The 22,634-nt window shown below is 50.9% G+C and carries 20 protein-coding genes and 1 tRNA gene; 4 read left to right on the top strand and 17 right to left on the bottom strand.

The window, feature by feature from the left end; all coding sequences use genetic code 11:
* Positions 1-794 precede the first annotated feature (794 nt).
* Positions 795-2,027, top strand: coding sequence for a hypothetical protein (locus JRI89_11600; GenBank protein MBW2071884.1), 1,233 nt, complete (start codon positions 795-797; stop codon positions 2,025-2,027).
* A gap of 497 nt (positions 2,028-2,524) precedes the next feature.
* Here the strand turns inward: JRI89_11600 and JRI89_11595 are convergent.
* Positions 2,525-2,602 (bottom strand) — tRNA-Arg (locus JRI89_11595).
* A 151-nt stretch (positions 2,603-2,753) separates the two neighbouring features.
* A complete protein-coding gene (locus JRI89_11590; protein ID MBW2071883.1) occupies positions 2,754-3,719 on the bottom strand; it encodes a DMT family transporter in 966 nt (321 codons plus the stop codon).
* A 655-nt stretch (positions 3,720-4,374) separates the two neighbouring features.
* Here JRI89_11590 and JRI89_11585 point away from each other — a divergent pair.
* On the top strand, positions 4,375-6,741 hold the full coding sequence (locus JRI89_11585; GenBank protein MBW2071882.1) for an ATP-dependent DNA helicase RecQ: 2,367 nt from the start codon (positions 4,375-4,377) through the stop codon (positions 6,739-6,741).
* Positions 6,742-6,821: 80 nt separating this feature from the next.
* On the opposite strand, the gene JRI89_11580 is transcribed toward JRI89_11585, so the two are convergent.
* From JRI89_11580 to JRI89_11515, 14 genes are all read right to left on the bottom strand, one after another.
* The gene (locus JRI89_11580; protein ID MBW2071881.1) at positions 6,822-7,793 is read right to left on the bottom strand and encodes a carbon-nitrogen hydrolase family protein; all 972 of its coding nucleotides are present in this window, start codon (positions 7,791-7,793) and stop codon (positions 6,822-6,824) included.
* Positions 7,794-7,845: 52 nt separating this feature from the next.
* Positions 7,846-8,556, bottom strand: a complete 711-nt coding sequence (locus tag JRI89_11575) for an ABC transporter ATP-binding protein (GenBank protein MBW2071880.1) — start codon at positions 8,554-8,556, stop codon at positions 7,846-7,848.
* 2 nt (positions 8,557-8,558) lie between these two features.
* Positions 8,559-9,308: an ABC transporter ATP-binding protein gene (locus tag JRI89_11570; protein MBW2071879.1), complete on the bottom strand. Its 750-nt coding sequence runs from the start codon at positions 9,306-9,308 to the stop codon at positions 8,559-8,561.
* Complete coding sequence (locus tag JRI89_11565) at positions 9,305-10,366, bottom strand: branched-chain amino acid ABC transporter permease (GenBank protein MBW2071878.1); 1,062 nt, start codon at positions 10,364-10,366, stop codon at positions 9,305-9,307. Before JRI89_11565 ends, JRI89_11570 begins: the two co-directional genes overlap by 4 nt.
* Before the next feature lie 13 nt (positions 10,367-10,379).
* Entirely contained in the window at positions 10,380-11,273 is an 894-nt protein-coding gene (locus JRI89_11560) for a branched-chain amino acid ABC transporter permease (GenBank protein ID MBW2071877.1), read from the bottom strand.
* A gap of 135 nt (positions 11,274-11,408) precedes the next feature.
* Positions 11,409-12,725, bottom strand: a complete 1,317-nt coding sequence (locus JRI89_11555) for an ABC transporter substrate-binding protein (protein ID MBW2071876.1) — start codon at positions 12,723-12,725, stop codon at positions 11,409-11,411.
* 99 nt (positions 12,726-12,824) lie between these two features.
* Positions 12,825-13,469: a GntR family transcriptional regulator gene (locus tag JRI89_11550; protein MBW2071875.1), complete on the bottom strand. Its 645-nt coding sequence runs from the start codon at positions 13,467-13,469 to the stop codon at positions 12,825-12,827.
* Between the two features lie 447 nt (positions 13,470-13,916).
* Positions 13,917-14,345, bottom strand: coding sequence for a DUF3617 family protein (locus JRI89_11545; protein ID MBW2071874.1), 429 nt, complete (start codon positions 14,343-14,345; stop codon positions 13,917-13,919).
* Between the two features lie 49 nt (positions 14,346-14,394).
* Positions 14,395-15,048 (bottom strand): hemolysin III family protein, encoded by a 654-nt coding sequence (locus JRI89_11540; protein MBW2071873.1) that lies wholly within the window; start codon positions 15,046-15,048, stop codon positions 14,395-14,397.
* 130 nt (positions 15,049-15,178) lie between these two features.
* Positions 15,179-15,613, bottom strand: coding sequence for a PIN domain-containing protein (locus JRI89_11535; protein ID MBW2071872.1), 435 nt, complete (start codon positions 15,611-15,613; stop codon positions 15,179-15,181).
* A complete protein-coding gene (locus JRI89_11530; GenBank protein MBW2071871.1) occupies positions 15,604-15,858 on the bottom strand; it encodes a type II toxin-antitoxin system prevent-host-death family antitoxin in 255 nt (84 codons plus the stop codon). Before JRI89_11530 ends, JRI89_11535 begins: the two co-directional genes overlap by 10 nt.
* 152 nt (positions 15,859-16,010) lie before the next feature.
* Positions 16,011-17,573 (bottom strand): hydantoinase B/oxoprolinase family protein, encoded by a 1,563-nt coding sequence (locus JRI89_11525; protein ID MBW2071870.1) that lies wholly within the window; start codon positions 17,571-17,573, stop codon positions 16,011-16,013.
* 134 nt (positions 17,574-17,707) lie between these two features.
* Positions 17,708-19,690 carry a hydantoinase/oxoprolinase family protein gene (locus JRI89_11520; protein ID MBW2071869.1) on the bottom strand — a complete coding sequence of 661 codons (1,983 nt, stop codon included), beginning with the start codon at positions 19,688-19,690 and terminating at the stop codon, positions 17,708-17,710.
* 1 nt (position 19,691) lies between these two features.
* On the bottom strand, positions 19,692-19,901 hold the full coding sequence (locus JRI89_11515) for a hypothetical protein (GenBank protein ID MBW2071868.1): 210 nt from the start codon (positions 19,899-19,901) through the stop codon (positions 19,692-19,694).
* A 722-nt stretch (positions 19,902-20,623) separates the two neighbouring features.
* Between JRI89_11515 and JRI89_11510 the strand changes: the two genes are divergently transcribed.
* Positions 20,624-20,935 carry a hypothetical protein gene (locus JRI89_11510; protein ID MBW2071867.1) on the top strand — a complete coding sequence of 104 codons (312 nt, stop codon included), beginning with the start codon at positions 20,624-20,626 and terminating at the stop codon, positions 20,933-20,935.
* A gap of 208 nt (positions 20,936-21,143) precedes the next feature.
* On the opposite strand, the gene surE is transcribed toward JRI89_11510, so the two are convergent.
* Entirely contained in the window at positions 21,144-21,917 is a 774-nt protein-coding gene (surE, locus tag JRI89_11505) for a 5'/3'-nucleotidase SurE (protein MBW2071866.1), read from the bottom strand.
* A 519-nt stretch (positions 21,918-22,436) separates the two neighbouring features.
* Between surE and JRI89_11500 the strand changes: the two genes are divergently transcribed.
* Positions 22,437-22,634 (top strand): fumarate hydratase (locus JRI89_11500; GenBank protein MBW2071865.1); only part of this gene is annotated, 198 nt, incomplete at its 3' end.

Below are 22,634 nucleotides of genomic sequence, written 5' to 3'. Positions count from 1 at the left end.
TTAGGATTCGGGTCAAGGGGGGAAAGGCCAGTCGCTGGTAGGCGGCGAGAACATATCCCTGTTTCTAGTTCACAGCGGGCAGCAGGAGATGGCCCTATGTCCTATTGACTGCCCCCTCCTGGGAGTCCACGATTTTTCTATCTATGGGATGGTGCAAAGAACCCCGTTCCAGATGTCAATTCTCGCCCATAGCTACTCCACCATTTTTCCCCAAACTGGTCAAACTCTTAATTGCGGGATAGCAGTTTGAAAAGCCATTCTCCTGATACCTTACTAGCTTAAAGCGTATTATCAAGTTGACACCTCCGAGAATTTAGGGCATATGTAAAATAAATACGTCATTTTGTATATTATCTTCTCTAAATGTTCATCCCGTCTGGACACGACTCCATCTGAGTGCATTAGTGAGATGAAGAATCTCCCTTCTCTTGTATTTGTGGTTGCAGTGGCCGCAGTGTTTCTGACCTGTCACCCAGTCCGTACCGACATATCCCTTGCCGAGTGAAACGCTCTCATCGCTTTGGGCAGCAGCACTGATGGTTCTAAGTGAAATTGGAACTTCGACTCGCTGGATCCTGCGGGAACTGAGAATAACTATTATGGCATGGTAACTAATTTTCAGAACAGCTTTCAGAGAAGAAATCCTTAGAGCCGGAGATAAGTTTGGGCATCATTGCCGTTTTGAAATTATGAAATTAGCATAAACGCAGGATAGCTACTCTGAACACGACAGGTAAAATTCGAGCCTATTCTATTTCCTTAACCGGCCAGAAGGGAAAAAAGAGGGGAATATAATGAAGAGAGCATTATTGTTGACAATTTTGTGTGCCTTTTCTGCGGCCTTTTCACCATGGATGACATGGGGTGCACCATCGAAAGTGTCTTGTGTTGATCCTTGCGGTGGCGGCGATTTCACTGACCTCCAGGCTGCCCTGAGCGCTGCCGAGTCCAATTCAGTACTTGACTTCATCAAGGTCGCCCAAGGAACTTATACGGATAACTTCACGTACGAATCGGACCAAGGCTACGCCATCCTTATCTATGGCGGCTACAAACCGTGTACAGGATGCGCCATCCGAGAACTCGACCCCAGCAAGACCATTCTTGATGGTAGCTGCGATGGCAGTGTTCTTGTTATCAAGAATAACTTAAATGGTGATATCGTCGTGGACGGATTTACCATACAGAACGGAAGCGGCAGTACCGCCTACTATGGCGGAGGTGTAGATGCTGTATCGGACAACAATGAAACAACGGGGATCGTGAGCGCAGGAAACATCACAATTACCAACAATATTGTCACTCGAAATGCAGCCATTTCCAATGGAGGTGGAATCTATGCTTCGTCGCAATCAACGGTTGGGGCGGCAGGTGACATCATCGTGAACAACAATATCATCTACGAGAATTCAGTTGCCGATTATGACGGTGGCGGTGTCCTAGCTGAATCGTATTCCTCATCCGGTATGGCAGGTAATGTCATTATGATTAACAACCTTATTTACAACAATTCCGCCGGCAGGTTTGGAGAAGGGGTAGCGGCCTCGTCGGATACACATTCTGGTACGGCAGGCACCATCAGACTCATCAATAACACTATAACGGAAAACTGTGATACAGGCGTATGTTATGGACTTTTTATGAGCGCCAAAACTGTGTATTGTTACAACAACATTGTCTGGGGAAACACAGATAGTTTGGGTGCAGATATCTACTTGAATAGCGAAATTGTCACTGCGCAAGGTGCCAATAATGATTATGAAAGTCTTTTTGGGAGTTGGACTGTTTCTGGTCTAAACCTTCATGTCAATCCACTTCTAACAAGCAAGTATCATCTAAACTCTCGCTCACCCTGTATTGATATGGGAAAAAATGATCCTCCCGGAGGTCTTCCCTCTACTGACTTTGAGGGTGATACAAGGATAATAGATGGAAATAACAGTGGTGTCGCCACTGTCGATATCGGTGCGGATGAATACGTTCCAAAAAGGACAATTGCTCCATTTTTAATTCTGTTGCTTAATTAAGTGGGATTAATATTTTCAACCTCTGCACCTCTCTTGGGGTTCAAATACATGAGCGGTACTGTAGATAACCTTCGAAGTAGTTTTCAATTCTCTGATCGAGGCTGAAGAATTCTGCCAGGGAATCAAGGCACCTGCGAAGGAGGAGACAACAATAATAGCAATGTTGCTGTTTTCATAATAGAAAGAAACTGATATTGAATTAGATTATAGCCGTCGTCGCTACATTTTGCGCGCGCCCATCTTCTCAATTAGCGGCTCTATGTCCACGAGATATCTCTGCAATTGGCAAGGGAGCTCCTCCAACTGGGATCCAACAAGCTTGTAGCCAAAAATGCCAGGATTGGTAAGGACCGCCACTATATCAGGCTGACCGATGAGGATCTGAGGCGGGCAATGGACCAGGACACGGCATAGTACGAAATACAGAATGGTGACCAAAGTAGTGACCATCGCAAGGAAAAGGGGCAAGACATGGTGTCTTAACCCCTTGATATCATTGGTGCGCCCGGCAAGATTCGAACTTGCGACCTACGGATTCGTAGTCCGGCGCTCTATCCAGACTGAGCTACGGGCGCTTTCATGTTTTTTGCGTGCAGATTTTCTAACATGCAATATCGTACATGTCAATCTTGTCCGGCTCTTTTGAGGTGGGCGGAACGCTATCACAGGAGGCGATCTCAGTACAGTTGAGGTCTGGACTGATAAAATTTGCGCATCAGGGCGCTCTTATTCTGAGAGGGAAGCATCGCTCTTCTTCCTTCCTGCAGACTTCATGACGGCAGGAGCGGCAGCTGTAGTACCAACAAGCACGTGGGCACCTGTACGGTAGGTGGTGATAACACCAGCAATGCAAATCAGCAAAGCGCCTATCCATGTCAGGATATCGAGAGATTCCTGCCAGAATATCCAGCCAAGGAAGGTGGCAAACACCACATTAGCATAGGTGAACGGTCCGACCTGGGAGGCAGGAGCCAGACTGTATCCTTTGGTGAGCAGGAATTGTCCCACCGCAGCAAGCAAACCAACTAGAAGAAGCAGGCCCCAGATCCTTGGAGCTGGTGTCTGCCAGGCCCATACCAGGGGCACTGCCGAAAACAGAGTACCCGAAGCGGTGAAGTAGAAAACAATCCGGCTGGTAGGCTCTGATACAGACATACGCCGTATACTGACCATAGCCAGAGCAGCCAGAATGCCCGATGCCAGTCCGATGAAGGCCACTGGTTGAAATATTCCTTTTCCTGGTTTGAGAATCAAGATGATTCCTACAAAACCCAGGACAGTGGCCCCACGCACCTTGCGCAGCACTGGCTCACGGAGCCATACATAGGCAATCAAAGGGATGAACAGTGGAGCTGTAGCTATGAGAAGAAAGGCTTCTGAGAGCTGCACCTTGGCGATGGCATAGAAGAAACAATACATTGCCCCGAGCCCTGCCAGGCTTCGCAGCAGATGGAATTGCCAGTGGGCAGTGCGCAAACCTCCTGGCGGCCGACTGTACCACACCCACGGCAGGATAAAGACGAAAGCGCAGAAATTGCGAAAAAAGACAATCATCTCGTTCGAAAGCGAAGAGGAAACAACCTTTATGATTGCCCCCAGGAAGGCAAAAGCCAGCGATGCCCCCACAACGCACAGCGCTCCAGCCACGGGACGATCTTGGTAGTTCGATTCCAGGGTCATGGAGTCCGTCAACTGTCAGCTCCTCACGAACAGGAAATTCTGGTTGACAACTGCCGCAGTGGCGCTGCCTATATAGCGGCCTGCCTCATCTGCCCCCAGTCATGCTCGGTCATTTCTTGCCACTTCAACTGTCACCATTTCGAGTTCGGCACCAAGATATCACCAATTGTGAAAATGTCATCTGAATATATCAAATAGCTGCCTCCAGGAAGGGTCCACTCTATAAAATGAGACCAGCTGTAGTCACAACTCTTGTGAGGCCTTTGTCGGACAGGTCGCTGCCCTCAACACTGAAATTGTCTAACTGGCTACGACTCGCCCCCACAAATACAGCTTGCAGCAAAGGTGTCCTTTTACCCCGAGCCACATCTTCCTATACTCCTCTCAACAAGCTCTTGACACGAGCAGTAAAAAAGATGTAGGTTGCTTTCGAGGCGCACACTGCAGCATCATGCCTATATCATCACAAGCAATTCTCCACATCTACTGTCGAGGATGCGGAAGTCTGGGGATATAAATTCAGCATCTCGAGTTTGAAATCACGGCTTACACCTGAAGACTGTCAGACTTCCGCACAGCTTCATCCAACGAGTTTGGCCTTCAACACAGGGGGAGAGTCGCTCCGGGAAGACAACCGTAAACCTCCAGGCATTTTCGTGAGTTTGCCATGCAAGAACAGTCCACCATTGTCGAAGGTCATCCACTGGCCGCAGCCCGAGCGTGCATGAAACGCGTCTTCGGCTTTCACCGTTTTCGAAGCGGTCAGGAGGAAATTCTGCAGGCGGTGCTATCCGGAAAAGACACCCTGGTGATTATGCCCACTGGCGGCGGCAAGTCACTTTGCTTCCAGATTCCAGCCTTGCTGCGTCCAGGAGTGACCCTGGTTATCTCGCCTCTCATCGCCCTGATGAAAGACCAGGTGGATTCACTCAGAGTCCTGGAACTGCCGGTTACTGCCATCCATAGTCTCATGGGACTCCGGCAGCAAGAAGAGACCCTCAAGGGAATCCTTGCTGGAGAGTACAAACTCATTTATGTGTCCCCCGAGAGGCTGCGCAACCGTCTTTTCCTGGAGACTCTCCAGCAGACCACTGTCTCCCTGGTGGCGGTGGATGAGGCCCATTGCATCTCCCAGTGGGGCCATGATTTCCGGCCAGATTACCTGCGAATCGGACAGACTCTCAGGGAGCTCGGCCATCCCCAGACCATGGCCCTGACGGCCACGGCCACTGAAAAGGTGCGCCTTGATATTATAACGCGTCTGGCTTTACAGCAGCCCAGACAGTTCATCACCGGTTTCGACCGCCGCAACCTGTTCTGGGAAGTGGTGGCCGTGCAGAGCGAAAAACAGAAACTTGCCATAATCCGCAAACGGTTGACCTCATTGGACGGAGCCGCAATCGTCTACACCGGCACCAGGAAAAAAGTCGAGCAGCTGGTAAAAAAGCTCCACCGGCAGCGGCTGTCTGTGGCAGCCTACCACGCCGGACTGGACAAAGCCGTGCGCACCCGGGTCCAGGAAGAATTCATGGCGGGCCAGCTCCACCGGGTAGTGGCCACCAATGCTTTTGGCATGGGCATCGACCGCTCTGACATCCGGATGATTATCCATCACACCTTTCCTGGCACCATCGAGGCTTATTACCAGGAAAGTGGCCGGGCCGGGCGCGACGGCCATGCCGCCACCTGCCTGCTTCTTTACAGTGCAGCGGATCGTGCACTGCAGCAATTCTTCGTCGATTGCCGCTATCCCCCGGCAGAAACGATTGCAGCCATCTACCAGCGATTGTGTCAGCAAACCGAGGACGTCCTCTGGCTCACCAATCGAGAGATCGGTGCTCTGGCAGACAAACAGATCCCGGAGCTAACTATTGCCTCGTGTTTGCGAATTCTCGAAGATGCCAGGGTTATTTACCGGCTGCAGCGCTATGACAACCTGGCGGAGCTCCGTGTCCACACTCCCGTGGCCAGCCTGCTAGCCAGCCTTTCCTCCCGGGCCACAAGCAAAAAGGCCCTGCTGGAGTGTCTGAAGAGCATATACGGCAGCGACGAACTTCAACAAGGAGTCCAGTTTCTGCCCGATGATCTGGCTGCCAGCGCCGGTCTTACCCCTGAGGCCTTGAGAAGAATCGTGGCAGAAATGGCGGCTCAGGGTGAAGTATCATACACACCGCCCTTTCGCGGTCGCGGCCTCCGCCTCCTCCAGCGGCTGCCGGCGGCAGAGCTGCCAATTGATTTCGACGAGCTGCGCCTGCGCAAGGCCTACGAGCTGGAAAAATTGGCGCAGGTTATGGCCTATGCCAGCACTAACAAGTGCCGCAGGGCCTTTCTGCTGTGCTATTTCGGAGACTCGCTCGACATGGACAAATGCGCTGCCTGTGATCTCTGCCAGACCGAGGACCCCCAGCAGAGCGCAGAGGCGAGCCGGGCTGAGCCACTCCTGGCAGTGAAAGTGTTGAGCGGCATAGCTCGGCTGCAGGGCCGCTTTGGCCAGGCTATGGCAGCCAGGGTTCTCACCGGCTCCCGGGACCGCAGCCTGTTGGCCTTCGGCCTCCAGCGTCTTTCCACCTATGCTCTTCTGGCCGACCACACCCAGGCACAGGTAATAGAATGGATTCAGAAACTCATTGCTCTAGGGTGTGTGACCCGGGAAAGAATGGTCCGTGGGGACAAGGTCTATCCTGTACTCAGCCTGACAGACCTGGGCCGCAGGGTGATGAGCGGCAAGGAGGTTGTACATCTTTCCTTGCCTCCCTCGTCGACAAAGCAACCACGTGGTGAAACGCCCCTGGAACAGCCAGTAGACAAGGAAGTTTTCCAGAGGCTGCGACTGCTCCGCAGCAGCATTGCTCGCAAGCAGGGATTGCCTGCCTACTGCATCTTCCACGATCGCACCTTGCGGGAGATGGCCAGAACTATTCCCAGAACACCGGAGCAACTTCTGAGGGTACCCGGAGTGGGACAGGTAACCCTGAGAAAATATGGCAGAGAATTCTTGCAGCTCCTCAAAGAGATAGGTGTTGACAACAGGTGATCACTTCATAATAAAGATGTGGTCCGAGGGGGTCCTCGATTATTACGGTTTTTGATCCGCCACTCCACCTTCACCCCAGGTCAACTAGTCTCTTTCTCCTGGACAAAGGGATCTACAGTTTCAGCTGTTTTCCATACTACGGCCGGAGTTGCACACTCGTTCACATAGAGGCGGAATACATCAGGCCGAGCGTAGTGACCTGTGACGTCGAAATCGTACTTGCCCCGCGCAATATCCCCAAGGTCGATATCAGCAGTCAGGATACACTCACCATCATAGCTCGGACCCGCTAGAATACGGCCGAGCGGGCTGACAATGCAGCTGCCACCGCGGATCATTACAGTATCGGGGGTATCATCATGAATTGCTTCATAATCTTCAGGATAATCGCCCCGTTTGATGTACTGGCAGCTCGCCAGGACAAAACAGCGTCCTTCCAGGGCTATATGCTGCATCGTCGGGATCCAGGTGTCCCTGTCGTCAACAGTTGGCGCACAATAAAGCTGAATACCTTTGGAATACATGGCCATACGAAGCATCGGCATATAGTTCTCCCAGCAGATTACGCTACCAATTCTTCCTAGAGGAGTTTCGAAAACTGGCAGGGTGGAACCATCACCGAAGCCCCAGATAAGTCTCTCCATCGCCGTCGGCATCAGTTTGCGGTGCTTGCCCAACAGAGTGCCATCAGGGGCAAAAAACAATGCTGTGCAGTAAAGGGTGCCACCGTCACGCTCAATAACTCCTATGACCATGTAGATATTGTTGTGGCGGGCAGCTGTTCCAAGGCTGTCTGTTGCAGGGCTCGGAACGGCAATGGCACTTTCCCAGTAGCGGCGGAAGTCGGTCCTTCCTTCGGGCGACCGCATGCCAACCCTGGCACCAAAATCCTGCCCCTTGGGATAGGCCGAAACAAAGGCCTCGGGAAAGACAACTATTTTGGCCCCACGCTCGGCCGCCTCGCTGGCAAGACCGCAGGCTTTCTCTATACTGCGTTCAGGATCAAATGGAACTGGCCCGGCCTGCACAACAGCCACTCGAAACTGTGTCATAATGTCTCACTCCTCTATCGGCTGGATAGCTGTTGAACTGTAACAAGCTGTTTCAAATCATCAGGTAATTTTCTTTAATGTCAGGCTGCTCTTCCAACTCTGCCATGGTTCCCTCGAAGCGGACTCGCCCCCCTTCGAGAACATAGGCTCTGTCGGAAATTTCAGTGGCAAACTTGATATTCTGTTCGGCAAAGAGAATTGTGAGCCCCAGCTTCTTCAGGTGTTTGATCTGCCTGGCTATCTCCTGCACCACAACAGGAGCCAGCCCCTCAACGGGTTCATCCAACAACATGAGGGAAGGGTTTCCCATGAGGGTTCGACCGCTGGTCAGCATCTGTTGCTCCCCCCCACTCAGATAGCCTGCCGGGCGACGGTCCAGCTGTGCCAATATAGGAAACAGTTCGTATATTCGCTCTACAGACCACGGTGGAATCTCACTCGTCAGGGGAGGTTTTGCTGCGATTTCAAGATTCTCACGCACGGTCAGATCAGGAAAGACCAACCGCTCATCAGGTATATAACCTATGCCCATACGAGCTATCTCGTAAGGGGGCAGTCCCACGATGTTCTTGCCATTGTAAGTTATGCTACCTTTTCTGGCTTGCGTCAGTCCCATTATAGTTTTCAGTGTGGTGCTCTTGCCAACACCGTTGCGCCCGAGCAGGCAAACACATTCACCTGGCTTTACTTCCAGGGATACCCCAAACAAGATGTGACTGGTGCCATAAAATGTGTGGATGTCATTTACCACCAGATGTCCCATTATCAATACTCGCCCAGGTAGATTCGTTGTGCAGATTCGTTACTTCTGACTTGTTCAGGAGTTCCAGTGATGATGATCTCGCCGCGATTCAGCAGAGTGATTCTCAGGGCGTGGTCAAAAACCACCGCCATGTCATGCTCGGTAAACAAAATGGTGAGGTTGAATTCCTCATTGAGACGATCGACGAGCAACATGGTTTCACGGGTTTCTTCGAGAGACATGCCTGCAGTAGGCTCGTCTAGAAACAACAGCTTGGGTTTGCCGGCGAGAGCGAGAGCCAGTTCAAGCTTTTTCTTGTCGCCTTGTGAGAGTTCGCCGGCTACCACGGCGCGATTTTCAGCAAGGCCGCAAAGGGCAAGTATTCTCTCCGTTTCTTCTACGCCAACTTGACTGGCTCGCCCAAAGATATCAAATGCTTTGCCCATCTGAGCCTGCACGGCAGAACGCACGTTATCAAAGACGCTGAGTTTAGGGAAAATATTGCTGATCTGAAAAGCTCGAGATATGCCTAATCTAGATATACCATGGGAAGGCCAGTTGGTAATATCTTTCCCCTCAAAGATGACTCTCCCCGAATCCGCACGGTGATAGCCAGTCAACAAATTGAAAAATGTTGTCTTGCCGGCGCCGTTGGGTCCAATGATCGCCGATCTGTCGCCTTCGAAAAGATCAAAATCCACATCCTTGACTGCGTGTAGGCCACCAAAATGCTTGTTCAGCCCTCTAACCTCCAGAATTCTCCGTGTTTTCATGGACGGCTCCCGGTTTCCTCACTCGAGGTCACAGGAAGGTCTTCTCTGGCCTGCTGGTGGCCGCGAGAGGCCCTTATCCTGGCGTCTATGATGGACAGAATTCCGCCCGGGAAAAACAACACTATTACCAGAATAATGAGTCCAATGGTAAGCGGCCAGTATACAGTATAATGCGTCACATAAGAGTTCAAGGCAGTGTAGACCACGGAACCCACTAGTGGACCAGCAAAGAAGTCGGCGCCACCAATCAATGTCATAAATACTGGAATGCCGGATTCCATCCAACCCAGAAGCCCTGGTGCAACACTTCGCTGAAAAGGACCCCAGAGAGCACCGGCAATACCAGCGAAAGTGCCGGCGAGCACGAAATTCATCAACATGGCCAGGCGCACGTTGATGCCGAGAAAAGCCGCTCTGCGCTGATTGTCTCGCAACATTCTCAAAGTGTAGCCAAAGGGCGAGTTCGCTATTCTCCAGAGCAGAACGCCTGCAATGGCAACAATTGCCAAGGTGAAATAATAGTAATTATCTGGATTCCTGAAAAAAGGGGGCGGCAGCAATCCCTGGATGCCATTGTCACCACCTGTAAAACCATACCACGAGAATACTATGTAAAAAAGCAGTTCGCCAAATGCCAGGCTCAACAGGGCGAAATAGATTCCAGTCAGCCGCACACAGAAGAAGCCGACGATCAGGGCGCCAATGGCAGACACTGGTATGGCGAGCAGAAGTGAAAGGAAGAACTGAGCATATCCTATTTCTCCAGTAGTCATCTGGCTGGCGCGAAAGAAAAGTGCTGTGGCGTAAGCCCCGAGACCGAAGAATGCTGCATGCCCGAAGGAAATCTGTCCCATGTACCCATAGATCAAATTGAAACTCAGGGCAAACAGGCCGAGGATGAGAATCTCGACGCCCACAATGGTAGGAAAGTCTCCAGGAAGAAGAGGTACAAAGAGAAACCCCAGCCCTAGAAAAACCAGAATCGGGCCGGAAAGGCCAGAATCCTGATAAAGTCTTGAGAAAAAGCCCCTTCTTCTTGTGTGGTGCTGCCAGGTCATATTTTGAACCTTTTCAGTAGCGCATCTCAGTGCCGAAGAGACCCCAGGGCCGCCAAATGAGAACTGCCACCAGAATAAGAAAAATTATTGCCAGGGCCCCGCCCGGCCACAGCAGTATGGAAAACGAATAGACGATCCCTACAATGAGGGATGCCACAAAGGTGCCGAGAATACTGCCAAAGCCGCCTATTACGACAACCGCAAAACACTGGATGATTAGATCCATATCAATACCCAGACCAATAGGCATAATTGGCAAGAATACGCCGGCAGAAAAGGCAGCAATGCCTACTCCCAGTGCAAAAACTCCAGCGTAAATGGTGGGGATGCGGATTCCAAGTGCACTTACCATCTCGCGGCTGAAGACAGCGGCCCGCACAATCTTGCCGTATTTAGTGCGGTGTAGAAACCACCATAGACCGGCGGCCACGCCGAAGCCAGCAGCAATAACCACAAAAAAGTAGGGGTTGATAAAGGCGTCGAGCACTTCTAGAGGTTCAATAGGGATGAAGATGCGCTTGTTCTGTACCCCCCAGATGAGCTTTATGAGGTCGCTGATGATGAGAATGAGGGCAAAAGTAAGCAGCAACTGCTCCGGCAATTCCCGGCCGTACATCCGTCTAATCAGGAATCTCTCCACCAGCCATCCCAGGGCAAACATAATCATTGTGGCCAAGATGATGGCTGGCACGAGAACAAGTCCGCTGTCTCCGAAGATGCTCGTGCAAAACTGAAACATGGTGTAAGTAAGATAGCCCCCCAGGAGCCAGAAAGTTGCGTGAGCAAAATTCAATATGTTCATCACGCCAAAGATCAGCGACAGGCCGGAAGAGACCAGAAAGAGCATCATCGCTCTCGAGAGTCCACTGAAGAGCTGTATCAAGAATGAGCCCAAATCGAGCGGCATATCTTTTTCCTGAATTTCTCTAGGGTTGGCTTTTCACCTCTGGTAGGCTCCACAGGGGCCTTATGGTAATGGACTTTCCTTCTTTCTCGAGACGGACCTGTTATGCCCGTCTCGAGAACCTCAAGGAGACTTCTGTTATGTTCTTTTCTTCTGAAGCTTTCTGACCTCTTCGCACGTGGGTATCCATACTTCATGGCCTTGCACGACGACCATCGTCTTGAGGTCGAAAATAGGAAACGGATAGTCAGGGGTGTCAACCACCTCGCCAACATAAGACGGCGCATCTAGCTGGTTATTGCAGTCGCGAAATTTCAGCTTGCCGCGGCAGGTGTCCACGGTTGATCCAGTAAGTGCTTTTCTCACAGCTTCTGTCTCTATGGTACCGGCCCTGGTGACTGTCTGATCCAGGCCGTTGAGAGCATCAGAGTACATGCAAGCGAAGTCATCAGGATAATCATCCTTGCCAAACTTGTTCTGAAACATTTTCACATAGTTCTGCATCATGGGATTGTCCAGGTGGGCAAAGAATGGGCAGCGATTCAGCCCGATAATTCCGCGGGGCAGTGTCTTGCGCTGCTGCATGAGTTCTGTCACCGGCAGAAAGACGCCTGGGTAGGCAACCCGTTTGAACAGGCCGGCGGCTTTGGCCTGCTGGATGAAGGTTTCGTTATCCTTCCCTGCAATCGCTCCAAACATGAAATCAGGTTTGAGCGCCATGATCGCTGTTATATAGGAAGTGAAATCAGTCTCACCGAGCTTGGCCCACAATTCTTTGATCAGCCTGGTTTGCGGGGAAGCTTTTTTCAAATTCTCAACGAAAACTCTCTGGGCATCACGACCCCATTCATAATCGAGGCCCAGGGTGACGTATGTCTTCCACCCCTTTGTCCTGATCATTCTGGTCACTGCCACCACTGTTGCGCCCGATTGCATACGGCTGTTGGGGCCGAACATGAAGCTATAAGGAGTATAGTTCTCGTTGACAATCTTCGAGCTGTTACTGGTGGCAGCCAGATGCAGAACCTTGTGCTCATGAATAATCTCCTGAATGGCCATTGCCACAGCGCTGCTCCAGGTGCCGATGATAGTCTGGACTTTCTCGTTGAGGATCAATGAGCGGGCCTCCCGGGCGCCCACATCGGGCTTGGTTTGAGTATCACGAAAGTAAAGTTCAATAGGATGTTTGCCAAGCAGACCACCGCGCCTGTTTATTTCTGCGGCTATCAACGGCAGCATTTTGATCGGCCGTTCAGAGTAATTGGCACCAGAGCCAGTCGTAGGCAGGCAAACGCCTATTTTATAGGGCTTTGCTGACTGCGCGCTGACAAAGCGGGGTACCATTGTCATAATACCGGCAGCCACCGAGGTGATAATAAAATCGCGGCGGCTTATTGTCTTGTTCATGGTCTCAACAATACGACTCCACTGATAATCATTGTAATAACTAGCCATGATTCCCCCCTTTTTTAAGGTTTCAGTAAAAGCAATGGTGTAACTTCTTGGTTTAAAATGCCTTTGCTTATATAGAAACTCTTGATAGATGCTATCTTTTCAACTTTGCAAGGCTGCCACAAGCAGTTTTCGCGCTGCACGAGTATGACTACGCAATATTTTTTTTGCTTTTTGCAGATTTCTATTTTTTATTGCAGAAAAAATAAGACTATGCTCCTTTTTGAAATTATCAACGTATGATGTCAGGTAGACAACATTCAAAGTAAAATATATATTCTCATAGAATTGCCTTATCATTTCAATAAAAAACGTATTCTTTCCCATTCTAGCAATTTGCATATGAAATGCCGTGTCTAATTCTAGCCGCTTTCTATCATATATAGGTGCCGCATAATCATTGTATTGCTGAAGTTTCCCTTCTAACTCTTGCAGATCTTTGTCATCGTAATTCCTGATAGCATATCCTATTGATATTTCCTCCAGCTTCTCTCGCAAATCATAAATCTGTTCTGCTTCCTCTGCGCTTACCTCTCTCATAAAAAACCCACGATTTTTTTTCGAAACTACCAGGCCCTCCTGCTCCAATCTCATCAGGCCATTTATGATAGGCGTTTTGCTCATCCCAAGCGCCTTTTCCAGATCACGATAGATGAGCTTCTGGCCAGGAAACAGTTTGTGACCGGCCACCAGTTCTTTTATAGCCAGATACGCTTCGAAATTTTTTGAGATGTCACCCTTTTTCATACCAGATTACTCCTCCAGACCTGCCAGCGGATTCTGATCGAAGTTATCAAAATGAGGAGAAAGAACGAATTACGAGCTCGAGCTACTAGATTAAATTAGTGATTAATAATTTGATCCAATTTTTCATAAAATATTTGCATTGTCAAGTACTTTTCCGTATTGGCAGCATCAAGTCATGGTTTGAGGAGATTGCTTTCTCGAGGAGATAGCATTGCTGGAATTATGCATGGAGACAAGACTGGCGAGATAAATCTGCCTCTCGAAAGTAGCTGCAAATTGAAGGGCGAGCATTGCCCCTGGGCAAACCACTATAGTTGACAAAGGGGGGAAATCATTCAGTAAGGCTAGTTTCTCAATACCGGCCTGCAGCAAATTGCAATACTGTTGACGTTGCTGGCCACTGAGGCCAACCCCCCTGAATAGTTAGTCTTCTCAGAGCACAGCAGATTACTTGCTGCAGTCGCCTACACGCCTCCCACTGATATGCATCGTCATATTCATTGGCGCTTGGGAAGACTGCTTCATGGTGGTTTTTATGACACCATCGAATGTATCCCCTTTATATGTTACCTCACCATTGCTTGTCATTGTTCCTTCGTTCGTTGAACACTGCATGACCCAGGAGACGGTATTTCCGGATATCCTGGTACTGGTGATCTTGCACTGCTGCCCTGGTTCTGGCTTCTGGGGCACTATATCCTCGCTGGTCAAGCAGTGCCTGGATGTCATGGGAGGCATCTGTCCCGGCATGCCGGGCATTTCCATTTTGGTGGTGATCTGCCACAGGCCATCTCTCATATTCGGTCCAGCAAGAGCAGCTGTTGTGAACAACAGGCAAAGTACAAGGGGTAACAGAAAAACTATTCTAATTCGCATAAGCCCTCCTTTCATCTGTTTGGTTGTTGCCTGCTACTCCAGAAATTGCTCAGGCAGCAGCATACCACATAACCGCGATAAAATGACAGGCAGTACCAATAACTACGAAGAGGTGCCAGATGAAATGAAAGTAAGGCACCCGCTCCGCCACAAAGAACACCACCCCAACTGTGTAGGAAATGCCACCGCACAGCAGCCAGAACAGACCCCACCCTGGCATATTGTGCCACAGGGGTGCAATGGCAATCAGGATGAGCCAGCCCATGGCCAGGTAAAGGCAGGTTGATAGTGCTTGATAGCGGACCCCGCCCAAGGCCTTCAGCACAATGCCGATGCAGGCAAAACCCCACACCAGGCCAAACAGGGTCCAGCCCCAGGCACCCTGCAGAACGCCAAAGGTGAATGGGGTGTAAGTGCCTGCGATCAAAAGAAATATGGCCGCGTGATCCAGAACCTGCAAGACTCGTTTGGCTTTGCTGCTGGGCAGGGCATGGTAAAGTGTAGAGGTCAGATAGAGCAGCACCATGGTCACCCCGAAAACACTGGCGCCAACAATTGCTGTCACATCGTACCACTTTACCGCAGCAATTATGAGGACGGGTACTGCTGCAAGCGCTGCCAGCAAACCAATGCCATGGCTCACGCTGTTGGCGATCTCCTCCCCGGTTGACTGGGTGCTGTCAAGCTCTAAATCTTCAGCCATGGCCCTTCATCCTGTGCGGCTTGATCAGTGTATCCGATCCAGTGGGATTCTTTACCTCCACGTTGGCTGTTTCGTGAATCGCCTAGAGGTGTGACTCACAAGATATCCAGACTTGAGGTGATAGAAGCAATTACAGATCCCCGACCATTACAATTCGTATCTCTTTAAACCTCCGCCAAGTCCTGTCATTGGTTATGATGTAATCCGCACCACAGGCAACGGCTGTACCAAGTTGGACGGCATCTGGTGTTTTGAAATGGTGCTGTGCACGTATTTCCACTGCATGGTCCGCAATATTCATATCAAGTGGAAAAATGCTGAAGTTTTCAGAATTTGTTAGAAAGTCACGGTACTTGCGAACTAATTGTTTTTTCCCCTCGCGGGCGGGAAGGGTGGTCAGTTCAATGTATGTAATGATTGAAGTAATGGCCTGGGCATTCGTTTCATACAAACTGTCAAACAACTTGAGCAAAGCTGGGAAATAGCCTGGATGCTGCTGGAAATAATAAATGAACGGAGCAGTATCCAGGAAAATTATGTCACCACGCTTGAGTTCTAAACCCATTCGTCCCGCTCCAGTCTCAGGTAAGTATCAACGTCTATGTTTTCCCAGATTTCTTTTCCAAGTCCCGCAGCCTTACGAAAGTCAAGCTTGCCAGTGGGCAGTGATACTTTGTTTTCTACAGGTGACAGGCGAGCGATTTTCTTACCCGCTCGTTCAATGATGATTTCTTCTCCCAGCAAGGCCACCCTGTTCAAGAGCTCACCCAATTTCTGCCGTGCTTCAACTGCTGATATTGATTTACTCATACTCTTATCCTTTTATGATGATCATATTGATCATGACAATCATATTAATCATTATTTCATCACGACGCAACCAATTTATCAGAACTTATTACATATGCTATCAAGTCTCGCACCCCGTGACTATAATCCTATGTGAATCGAAGTTACGGACTTCACGCTTCGCCGTAGCCACCGCCACCTGGGGTTTCGATTCTGACAATATCACCTTGTTGCAGGGAGGCCGAAAATTTGCCCGGCTTTTCCTGGTGCCTGCCACCCAAGACAATGATGTTTTTGCCCACTGCCCCCGGCTCCCCCCCAAAAAGTCCATAGGGCGGCAGCTTTCTGCGCTCCGACAAGACAGTGATATCCGCCTCGGCCTGCAAGCGGATCTCACGCACGATACCGTCTCCGCCTCTGTGCCTGCCCCGTCCACCAGTTCCGCGGCGGATGGAATACTCGGTGACCATGAAAGGATAGCTGTATTCCAGAGCCTCGATGGGAGTGTTCAAGGTATTGGTCATATGAGAGTGGACTGCGCTTTCCCCATCCCCGGCTGCTGTAGCGCCCATGCCTCCTCCAATGGTTTCATAATAGGCAAAGGGGCTGCCGCTTCTGGGATCGATTCCGCCTATAGTCACATTGTTCATGGTGCCCTGGCTTGCCGCCGGGATTTTCTCGGGCAGGGCCTGGGCAAGGGCACCCAGTATCACATCGACAATCCTTTGCGAAGTCTCCACATTGCCGCCCGCCACCGCAGCTGGGAAGAGGGCGTCGACCACACTGCCTTTGCGGGTCTGCACTGCAATGGGCCTGAGCACGCCGTCGTTGGTGGGGATATCTCGTTCGACCAGGGCGCGAAAAACGTAGAGCACAGCAGAAAGAGTAATGGCATATACAGCGTTTATGCTGCCCCCCACCTGGGGACTGGACTTGCGAAAATCCACCACCGCTCTGTCCCCTTGAATGGTTAGAGAAACGTGTATCCTTATATTATCGCTGCTGAAGCCATCATCGTCCATGAAATCTTCAAAAATATAGGTGCCGTCTGGGATCAGCGAGATGGTGTGTCTGGTAAGGCGTTCAGCATAGTCCAGCAATTTCTTGGCGTAGAAATCCACGACGTTCAGTGAATACTTGGCAATGAGCTCCTGCATTCTGCGGATTCCAGTAACATTGCCCATCACCTGCGCAGCAAAATCACCCTGCCTCTCTTTAGGAGTTCGCACATTGTTGAGAAAGAAGTCCATTATTTTCTCGTCAATGGCCCCCCCTTCCACAAGTTTCAAAGGTGGAATAATGATCCCCTCTTGAAACAGTGAAGTCGAAAGGGGCATGGAGCCCGAACTCATGCCGCCAACATCAGCATGGTGCGCCCTGTTGGCCACATAAAAAGAGGGTGCTTTCCTGCCGGCAAACACAGGAGCTACCAGGGTGATATCAGGCAGGTGGGTGCCGCCTTTGAAGGGATCATTCAAGATGACCATGTCGCCATCTGCCATGGAGACCTGCTGAATGGCCGCCTTCACAGACATGGGCATAGATCCCAGGTGCACTGGAATGTGTGCCGCCTGGGCAATCATTTGACCATCCTGGTCAAAAATGGCACAGGAAGAGTCCCGTCTCTCTTTGATATTGGGGGAAAAGGCCGTTCTGTGCAGGGCAACGCCCATTTCTTCGGCAATGGATGAGAAGCGATTCTTGAAAACTTCCAGCAAGATGGGGTTCACTTTCACCTCTACCTCCCGCGAGACCAGCAGAGCTGAGATACATCCCAAAAGGGGCCAGCCAGCTGGCGCAGCCTGCCTATGATCAATTTATACCTTTGCACTGGCAAACTGCTCCCACGCCCACCTCGTGCATCATCTCCCTAGTGCTGATCCAGGATTTCTATGAGCAGATTGCCATACTCGTCCACAGCAGCCTCGGCAAAGGGGGGTATGACAATAGTAGAAGAATACTCAACCAGGATGGCTGGACCTGGTATTCTATTGCCGCCCAGGAGCCTGTCTCTGGCCATTATCTGTGTCTCGTACACCTTCTGTTCGAACACCACCTTTCTTTCCCCCAACCTGGCCGCCTCGGGAGGCTGCTCATGCACTTTCTTGACACGCTGCAACTTCGGCTTCGCCGGCACACCCCTGGCGCGCAACCGTATGTTGACAATCTCCACCAACCTGTCCTCATAGCGGTAACCATAGGTCTTTTCGTGGAGACTGTGGAAGCCTTCAATGAAATCATCGTCGAAGGGAACGACTATCTCATGAGACTGTCCCTGGTAGCGCATATCCAGATATCTCTCCAGGGTGGCATTCTCTGCACCGATTCCCTCACGGCTCAGGTCTGCTAAACCTCTTTTTTCCAGATCTACAAAAAGAGCCGCCAGCTCTTCTGCTGTAGAATCCAGCTGGTTTCTCATTATGGTATGAGAGTAGTCCTTTACCACATCAGCCATGATCATGCCTAGGGCCGACAGAATGCCGGGATTCTGCGGCACGACAACTCTCGGGATGCTCAACAGCCTGGCAAGAAATGGGGCATGCATCCCTCCTGCCCCGCCAAAGGAAAAAAACACAAACTCTCGAGGATCATAGCCCTTCTCCACTGACATGATTCGGACGGCTTTCTCCATGGCCGCGTTGGCCACGGCAAGAATGCCCTCTGCCAGCTCCAGCTCAGAAAGGCCGGCCTCCTTTGCCAGCTTCTGGAAGAATCCCTGGAGCTTTTCTTCCTGCAGCTTCATGCTGCCGCCGAGAAAATGCTCGGGAACCAGGCGCCCCAGGTACAGATTGGCGTCCGTTACAGTGATTTGTTCGCCCTTGCCGTAGCAAATGGGCCCAGGATCTGCCCCGGCACTTTCCGGTCCCACTTTCAAGGAGCCGCCCACATCCACCGAGGCGATTGAACCACCACCGGCACCTACCGTGTGAATGTCAATCATTGGCACTTTTATTGGATAGCCGGCAATCTCCGATTCCATGGTAAAAGAGAGGGACTCATCGATAAGCGACACATCCGTGGAAGTGCCGCCCATGTCAAAAGTTATGAGGCGCCTGCAGCCGGCCGCCTTGCCGATCTCCAGGGCGCCCACCACACCGCCTGCTGGACCTGACAAGATAGTCCGCACCGACTCTTTCATGGCAGTACCAGCAGATATACTGCCGCCGTTGGATTGCATTATGCACAGGGAGTCCTGCTCTGCCATACTGCTCAACAGGTGTCCAACATATGCATGCATCTTGGGAGACACATAGGCATTGAGCACTGTAGTGGAAGTTCTTTCGAATTCACGGAATTCGGCCAGGATCTCATGGGAGAGGGAAACAGGAACGGCAGAGGCCTGCAACAAGGCCTTGATTTCCTTCTCATGGACAGGATTGACAAAGGAGAAAACGAAACACACTGCCACCGATTCCACCTGGGATTGCTCGAGGAGACTAACAACCTGGCGAGCCTCCTCCACATCAAGAGGCTCGTGCTCTTCTCCGGTGTGAAGAATTCTTCCCCTGAGGCCAAATCGCAAAACCGGCGGCACAATGTGAGGTTCTTTGCGGTAGGCTAGATCGTACAGGCGGCTCCGATTCTGCCTGCCAATTTCGATCACATCTTCAAACCCCCTGTTGGTTATCAGTGCCGTTCTGGCCCCCTTCCTCTCCAGGATTGCATTTGTGGCAACTGTTGAGCCGTGAACGATCTTCTTATTGCCGTCCCAGCCAATATGCTGCAGTCCTGTCAGCACTGCCGCCGCAGGATTGTCAGGAGTGGAGAGGAGCTTGCGGACTTCCCAGTGATCATCCTTCCGGAAGACAAAGTCGGTAAAGGTCCCACCAGTATCGACGCCGATAATAATCATTTCAGATTCCCAAAAAAGCAGAGTGGATCATGTCGCTCTCCAGGAGCTCTTTGCCTGTTCCTTCTGCTATAATCCGCCCAGTCTGCAGTATATAGCCCCAGTCCACCAGGTCCAGGGCCTCTCTTACGTTCTGCTCAACCAGCAGGATGGTAATCCCTTTTTCTTTGAGGCGCCGCACAGTGTCCAAAACTTCATCCACCAGGAGGGGCATCAATCCCCGTGAATGACACCCCGGCATTTGCCCGATGAACCATATTTTTATCCTTCAGTGCCATAGAGGATGCCCAAAGCAAGAGTCCCATCGAGCTATCTGGAGCATTGGCCCTAGAGAATAAATGGGGTCCCTGGAGATGCACTCTACACCATCCTCCTGTGCAGCTCAACTCGCTGGTTTTCCATCAGCAAGTCTTTGAGCAAACACTCTGAAGCCAATGTGGGGAGGCGGCAGCTGTCAGGTCTCAAAAAGATCGTCTACTTCATTGGCAGAACTCCTGCTGATCTTCAATGGGACCTCGTGCCGTTTACCTGGTGCCATGTGGCCCTGTATCTGTTCTGTTAGATGCAACTCTTCGCCCATCTGGACTATCCTCGTAAGCTGAGGGTATAATAAGTGTTAATGGCAAAATGAAAGTGCACACCCTTCACTACCCGATTGGTGGCGACTAATCTGAAGGCTGCGCCAGCGGCCAGTACTACAATGGCGCCATAGCGCAATTGCTTGCCGAAATACATAACAACACAGGACAACGCAGTCTAAAGCCTACGGCTACCAATTCGTTGCCGTGGCTGCAAGCCCCTGTCACGCCTGGTTGACGATATTGGTTGTCGGGTGTACTTTCATTTTGCCATCAACCAATAACCAATACTGTAACCTTTTTCGCTGTGTCTGGCAGAGGACAATTGGCGCAGCTCAGACAACGAGGATGCAACCCGATGGACGACAAGGACAGGCTGTCAAGAATCGAAAATTACCTCAAAGAATTGTGCCCTGGAAGTGTCATAGAGTACGCGTGGAAGTTCGAATCCCGGAAATACATGTTTCGTGTGGCTGCACCCTCTGGTGAAACACAACACGCTATTGCTATTTCTGAAGAGTTCGTTAGCGACAACGAACCAGAGGACATCGTTATTTGCCTCAAGTTATTCAATCTGAAGGCATACCTCGATATGTATGGCAGCAAAGAGATTCTGGTCACAAACGACGGCATAAATCCCGAAGCAATCCGGCCTTCTTTACTAAAATAGCAGTAGACGAAAAGGGCCATTCTGCGTGGGCCGCTCCTTTACATTGTCTTACGAAATAGGATTGTAATTTACAGGCAAAGAAGCATTATCTAGATATCTGCTAGCACACGCCAGACTTGATATTAGCCGGTTCATTGAATATGGAGAGGCAGAGTGAACAATAATTAGAAGGGGACGATCACAGAGCTGTATGTTCAAATGGAGGAAACTATTCTTCCTCCCCCGGAGCGGCAATGTTCCAGGTGCGAAGGGTTTCGAGAAACCCGTAGTTGGTGAGATCAAAATGGAGAGGAGTGATGGAAATACAATCAGAGGCCAGGGCACTGGCGTCCGTATCCCCATCCTCACTGAAAGGAGGCGTACTGCCGCATTGCCAGTAGTAGACATTTTTGCGAGGATCCACCCGCCGGTCGAATTTTTCCACGAAGCGGCTTACACCCTGGCGGGTGATGCGCACACCCCGGATCTTTTCTGCAGGCACTGCCGGGACGTTCACGTTGAGCAAGGTGCAAGGCGGCAGGCCATGCTGGCTCACTTGTCGCACGAGCTTCTTGATAAAGCGAGCAGCCGGGGTAAAATCTGGACTCTTGAAAGAGTTTATGGACACAGCTATGGCCGGCACACCCAGAATGGCTCCTTCTGTTGCCGCCGACACCGTACCGGAATAGATCACATTGATTCCCACATTGGCCCCTAGATTGATCCCCGAGACCACGAGGTTGGGAGGCTTCTCCAGAAGTTCGTTGATAGCCAGCTTTACGCAATCTGCTGGAGTGCCATTCACCCCATAGCCGAAAAAGGCGCCATTGCGTTGAATAGGCTTCAGACGGAGGGGGTCCATGAGGGTAATGGCGTGTCCCACGGCGCTCTGTTCCGTTTCCGGCGCCACCACCAGCACCTCATGCTCCTGGCAAAGATGCTCCTGCAGCACTTCGATTCCCTTGGCATAGATGCCGTCATCATTGGTGAGCAGTATCATCATATTGCTGTCCCGTATTTTGAAGTATTCAGAGTTGCCACATACACGCAAGTGGCCCGCCTGTCAACTGGAAAACCAGCAGAAGTTTGGCGCAAATATCTTCTCTTTCTTGCTGGAGTAAGAAACAGCTACCCGCCTGGACAGCCGTCTGGCCCGGTTTTTCCAGGTGCCCCAGCATCAGTGAAGGCCGGCGGTTGCCGTCATTCGCTACTGCCTGGGTGCAGATGCACCCGGGCAGAGCTCTCTCGGATCATCAATTACTACTTGTGCCTTCAGGGCAATTTCTCTGCCCTTTTGTCTGTGGAAATCTATTGACCTCTAGAGCTCTGTTGGCTATATTTCGCACTGTGACAACAGCTGCAATTCTGCAAGTTATCCCAGGGAAGCAACTCGACCTGAGTGGCATGTGCGGCCGGGATAGCTTTTGTTTTTTGAGGTACTCCTTTTGACAGCTATGCTCATTCTGAAAGCGGCCCTTGTTTGCAAGCATGGGCAAACAATGCTTTCGTCACGGACACTCACATGAGAGAAATCCACCTCAACCAAGTCCGCACCGCGGTGCGAGACCTGGTCATAAGCGCCAACCTCGACCTGGGCAAAGATGTGGAACAGGCCCTCGAAAAGGCATTGGCAGAGGAAGTATCCCCCACGGGGAAAGACATCCTGGAGAAGCTTCTCCTGAACGCCGCCATAGCCCGCGACAAACAGATACCCATCTGC

The organism is Deltaproteobacteria bacterium (assembly GCA_019309045.1).
Taxonomy (GTDB): domain Bacteria; phylum Desulfobacterota; class Syntrophobacteria; order BM002; family BM002; genus JAFDGZ01.
This window is presented reverse-complemented; position numbering and strand designations above follow the sequence as displayed.

What these genes read in the sequence shown, in the direction of transcription:
- JRI89_11600 (MBW2071884.1), top strand. Translation starts at nt 795, where the DNA reads ATGAAGAGAGCATTATTGTTGACAATTTTGTGTGCCTTTTCTGCGGCC.
- JRI89_11585 (MBW2071882.1), top strand. Translation starts at nt 4,375, where the DNA reads ATGCAAGAACAGTCCACCATTGTCGAAGGTCATCCACTGGCCGCAGCC.
- JRI89_11580 (MBW2071881.1), bottom strand. Translation starts at nt 7,793, where the DNA reads ATGACACAGTTTCGAGTGGCTGTTGTGCAGGCCGGGCCAGTTCCATTT.
- JRI89_11575 (MBW2071880.1), bottom strand. Translation starts at nt 8,556, where the DNA reads ATGGGACATCTGGTGGTAAATGACATCCACACATTTTATGGCACCAGT.
- JRI89_11570 (MBW2071879.1), bottom strand. Translation starts at nt 9,308, where the DNA reads ATGAAAACACGGAGAATTCTGGAGGTTAGAGGGCTGAACAAGCATTTT.
- JRI89_11565 (MBW2071878.1), bottom strand. Translation starts at nt 10,366, where the DNA reads ATGACCTGGCAGCACCACACAAGAAGAAGGGGCTTTTTCTCAAGACTT.
- JRI89_11560 (MBW2071877.1), bottom strand. Translation starts at nt 11,273, where the DNA reads ATGCCGCTCGATTTGGGCTCATTCTTGATACAGCTCTTCAGTGGACTC.
- JRI89_11555 (MBW2071876.1), bottom strand. Translation starts at nt 12,725, where the DNA reads ATGGCTAGTTATTACAATGATTATCAGTGGAGTCGTATTGTTGAGACC.
- JRI89_11550 (MBW2071875.1), bottom strand. Translation starts at nt 13,469, where the DNA reads ATGAAAAAGGGTGACATCTCAAAAAATTTCGAAGCGTATCTGGCTATA.
- JRI89_11545 (MBW2071874.1), bottom strand. Translation starts at nt 14,345, where the DNA reads ATGCGAATTAGAATAGTTTTTCTGTTACCCCTTGTACTTTGCCTGTTG.
- JRI89_11540 (MBW2071873.1), bottom strand. Translation starts at nt 15,048, where the DNA reads ATGGCTGAAGATTTAGAGCTTGACAGCACCCAGTCAACCGGGGAGGAG.
- JRI89_11535 (MBW2071872.1), bottom strand. Translation starts at nt 15,613, where the DNA reads ATGGGTTTAGAACTCAAGCGTGGTGACATAATTTTCCTGGATACTGCT.
- JRI89_11530 (MBW2071871.1), bottom strand. Translation starts at nt 15,858, where the DNA reads ATGAGTAAATCAATATCAGCAGTTGAAGCACGGCAGAAATTGGGTGAG.
- JRI89_11520 (MBW2071869.1), bottom strand. Translation starts at nt 19,690, where the DNA reads ATGATTATTATCGGCGTCGATACTGGTGGGACCTTTACCGACTTTGTC.
- JRI89_11515 (MBW2071868.1), bottom strand. Translation starts at nt 19,901, where the DNA reads ATGCCCCTCCTGGTGGATGAAGTTTTGGACACTGTGCGGCGCCTCAAA.
- JRI89_11510 (MBW2071867.1), top strand. Translation starts at nt 20,624, where the DNA reads ATGGACGACAAGGACAGGCTGTCAAGAATCGAAAATTACCTCAAAGAA.
- surE (MBW2071866.1), bottom strand. Translation starts at nt 21,917, where the DNA reads ATGATGATACTGCTCACCAATGATGACGGCATCTATGCCAAGGGAATC.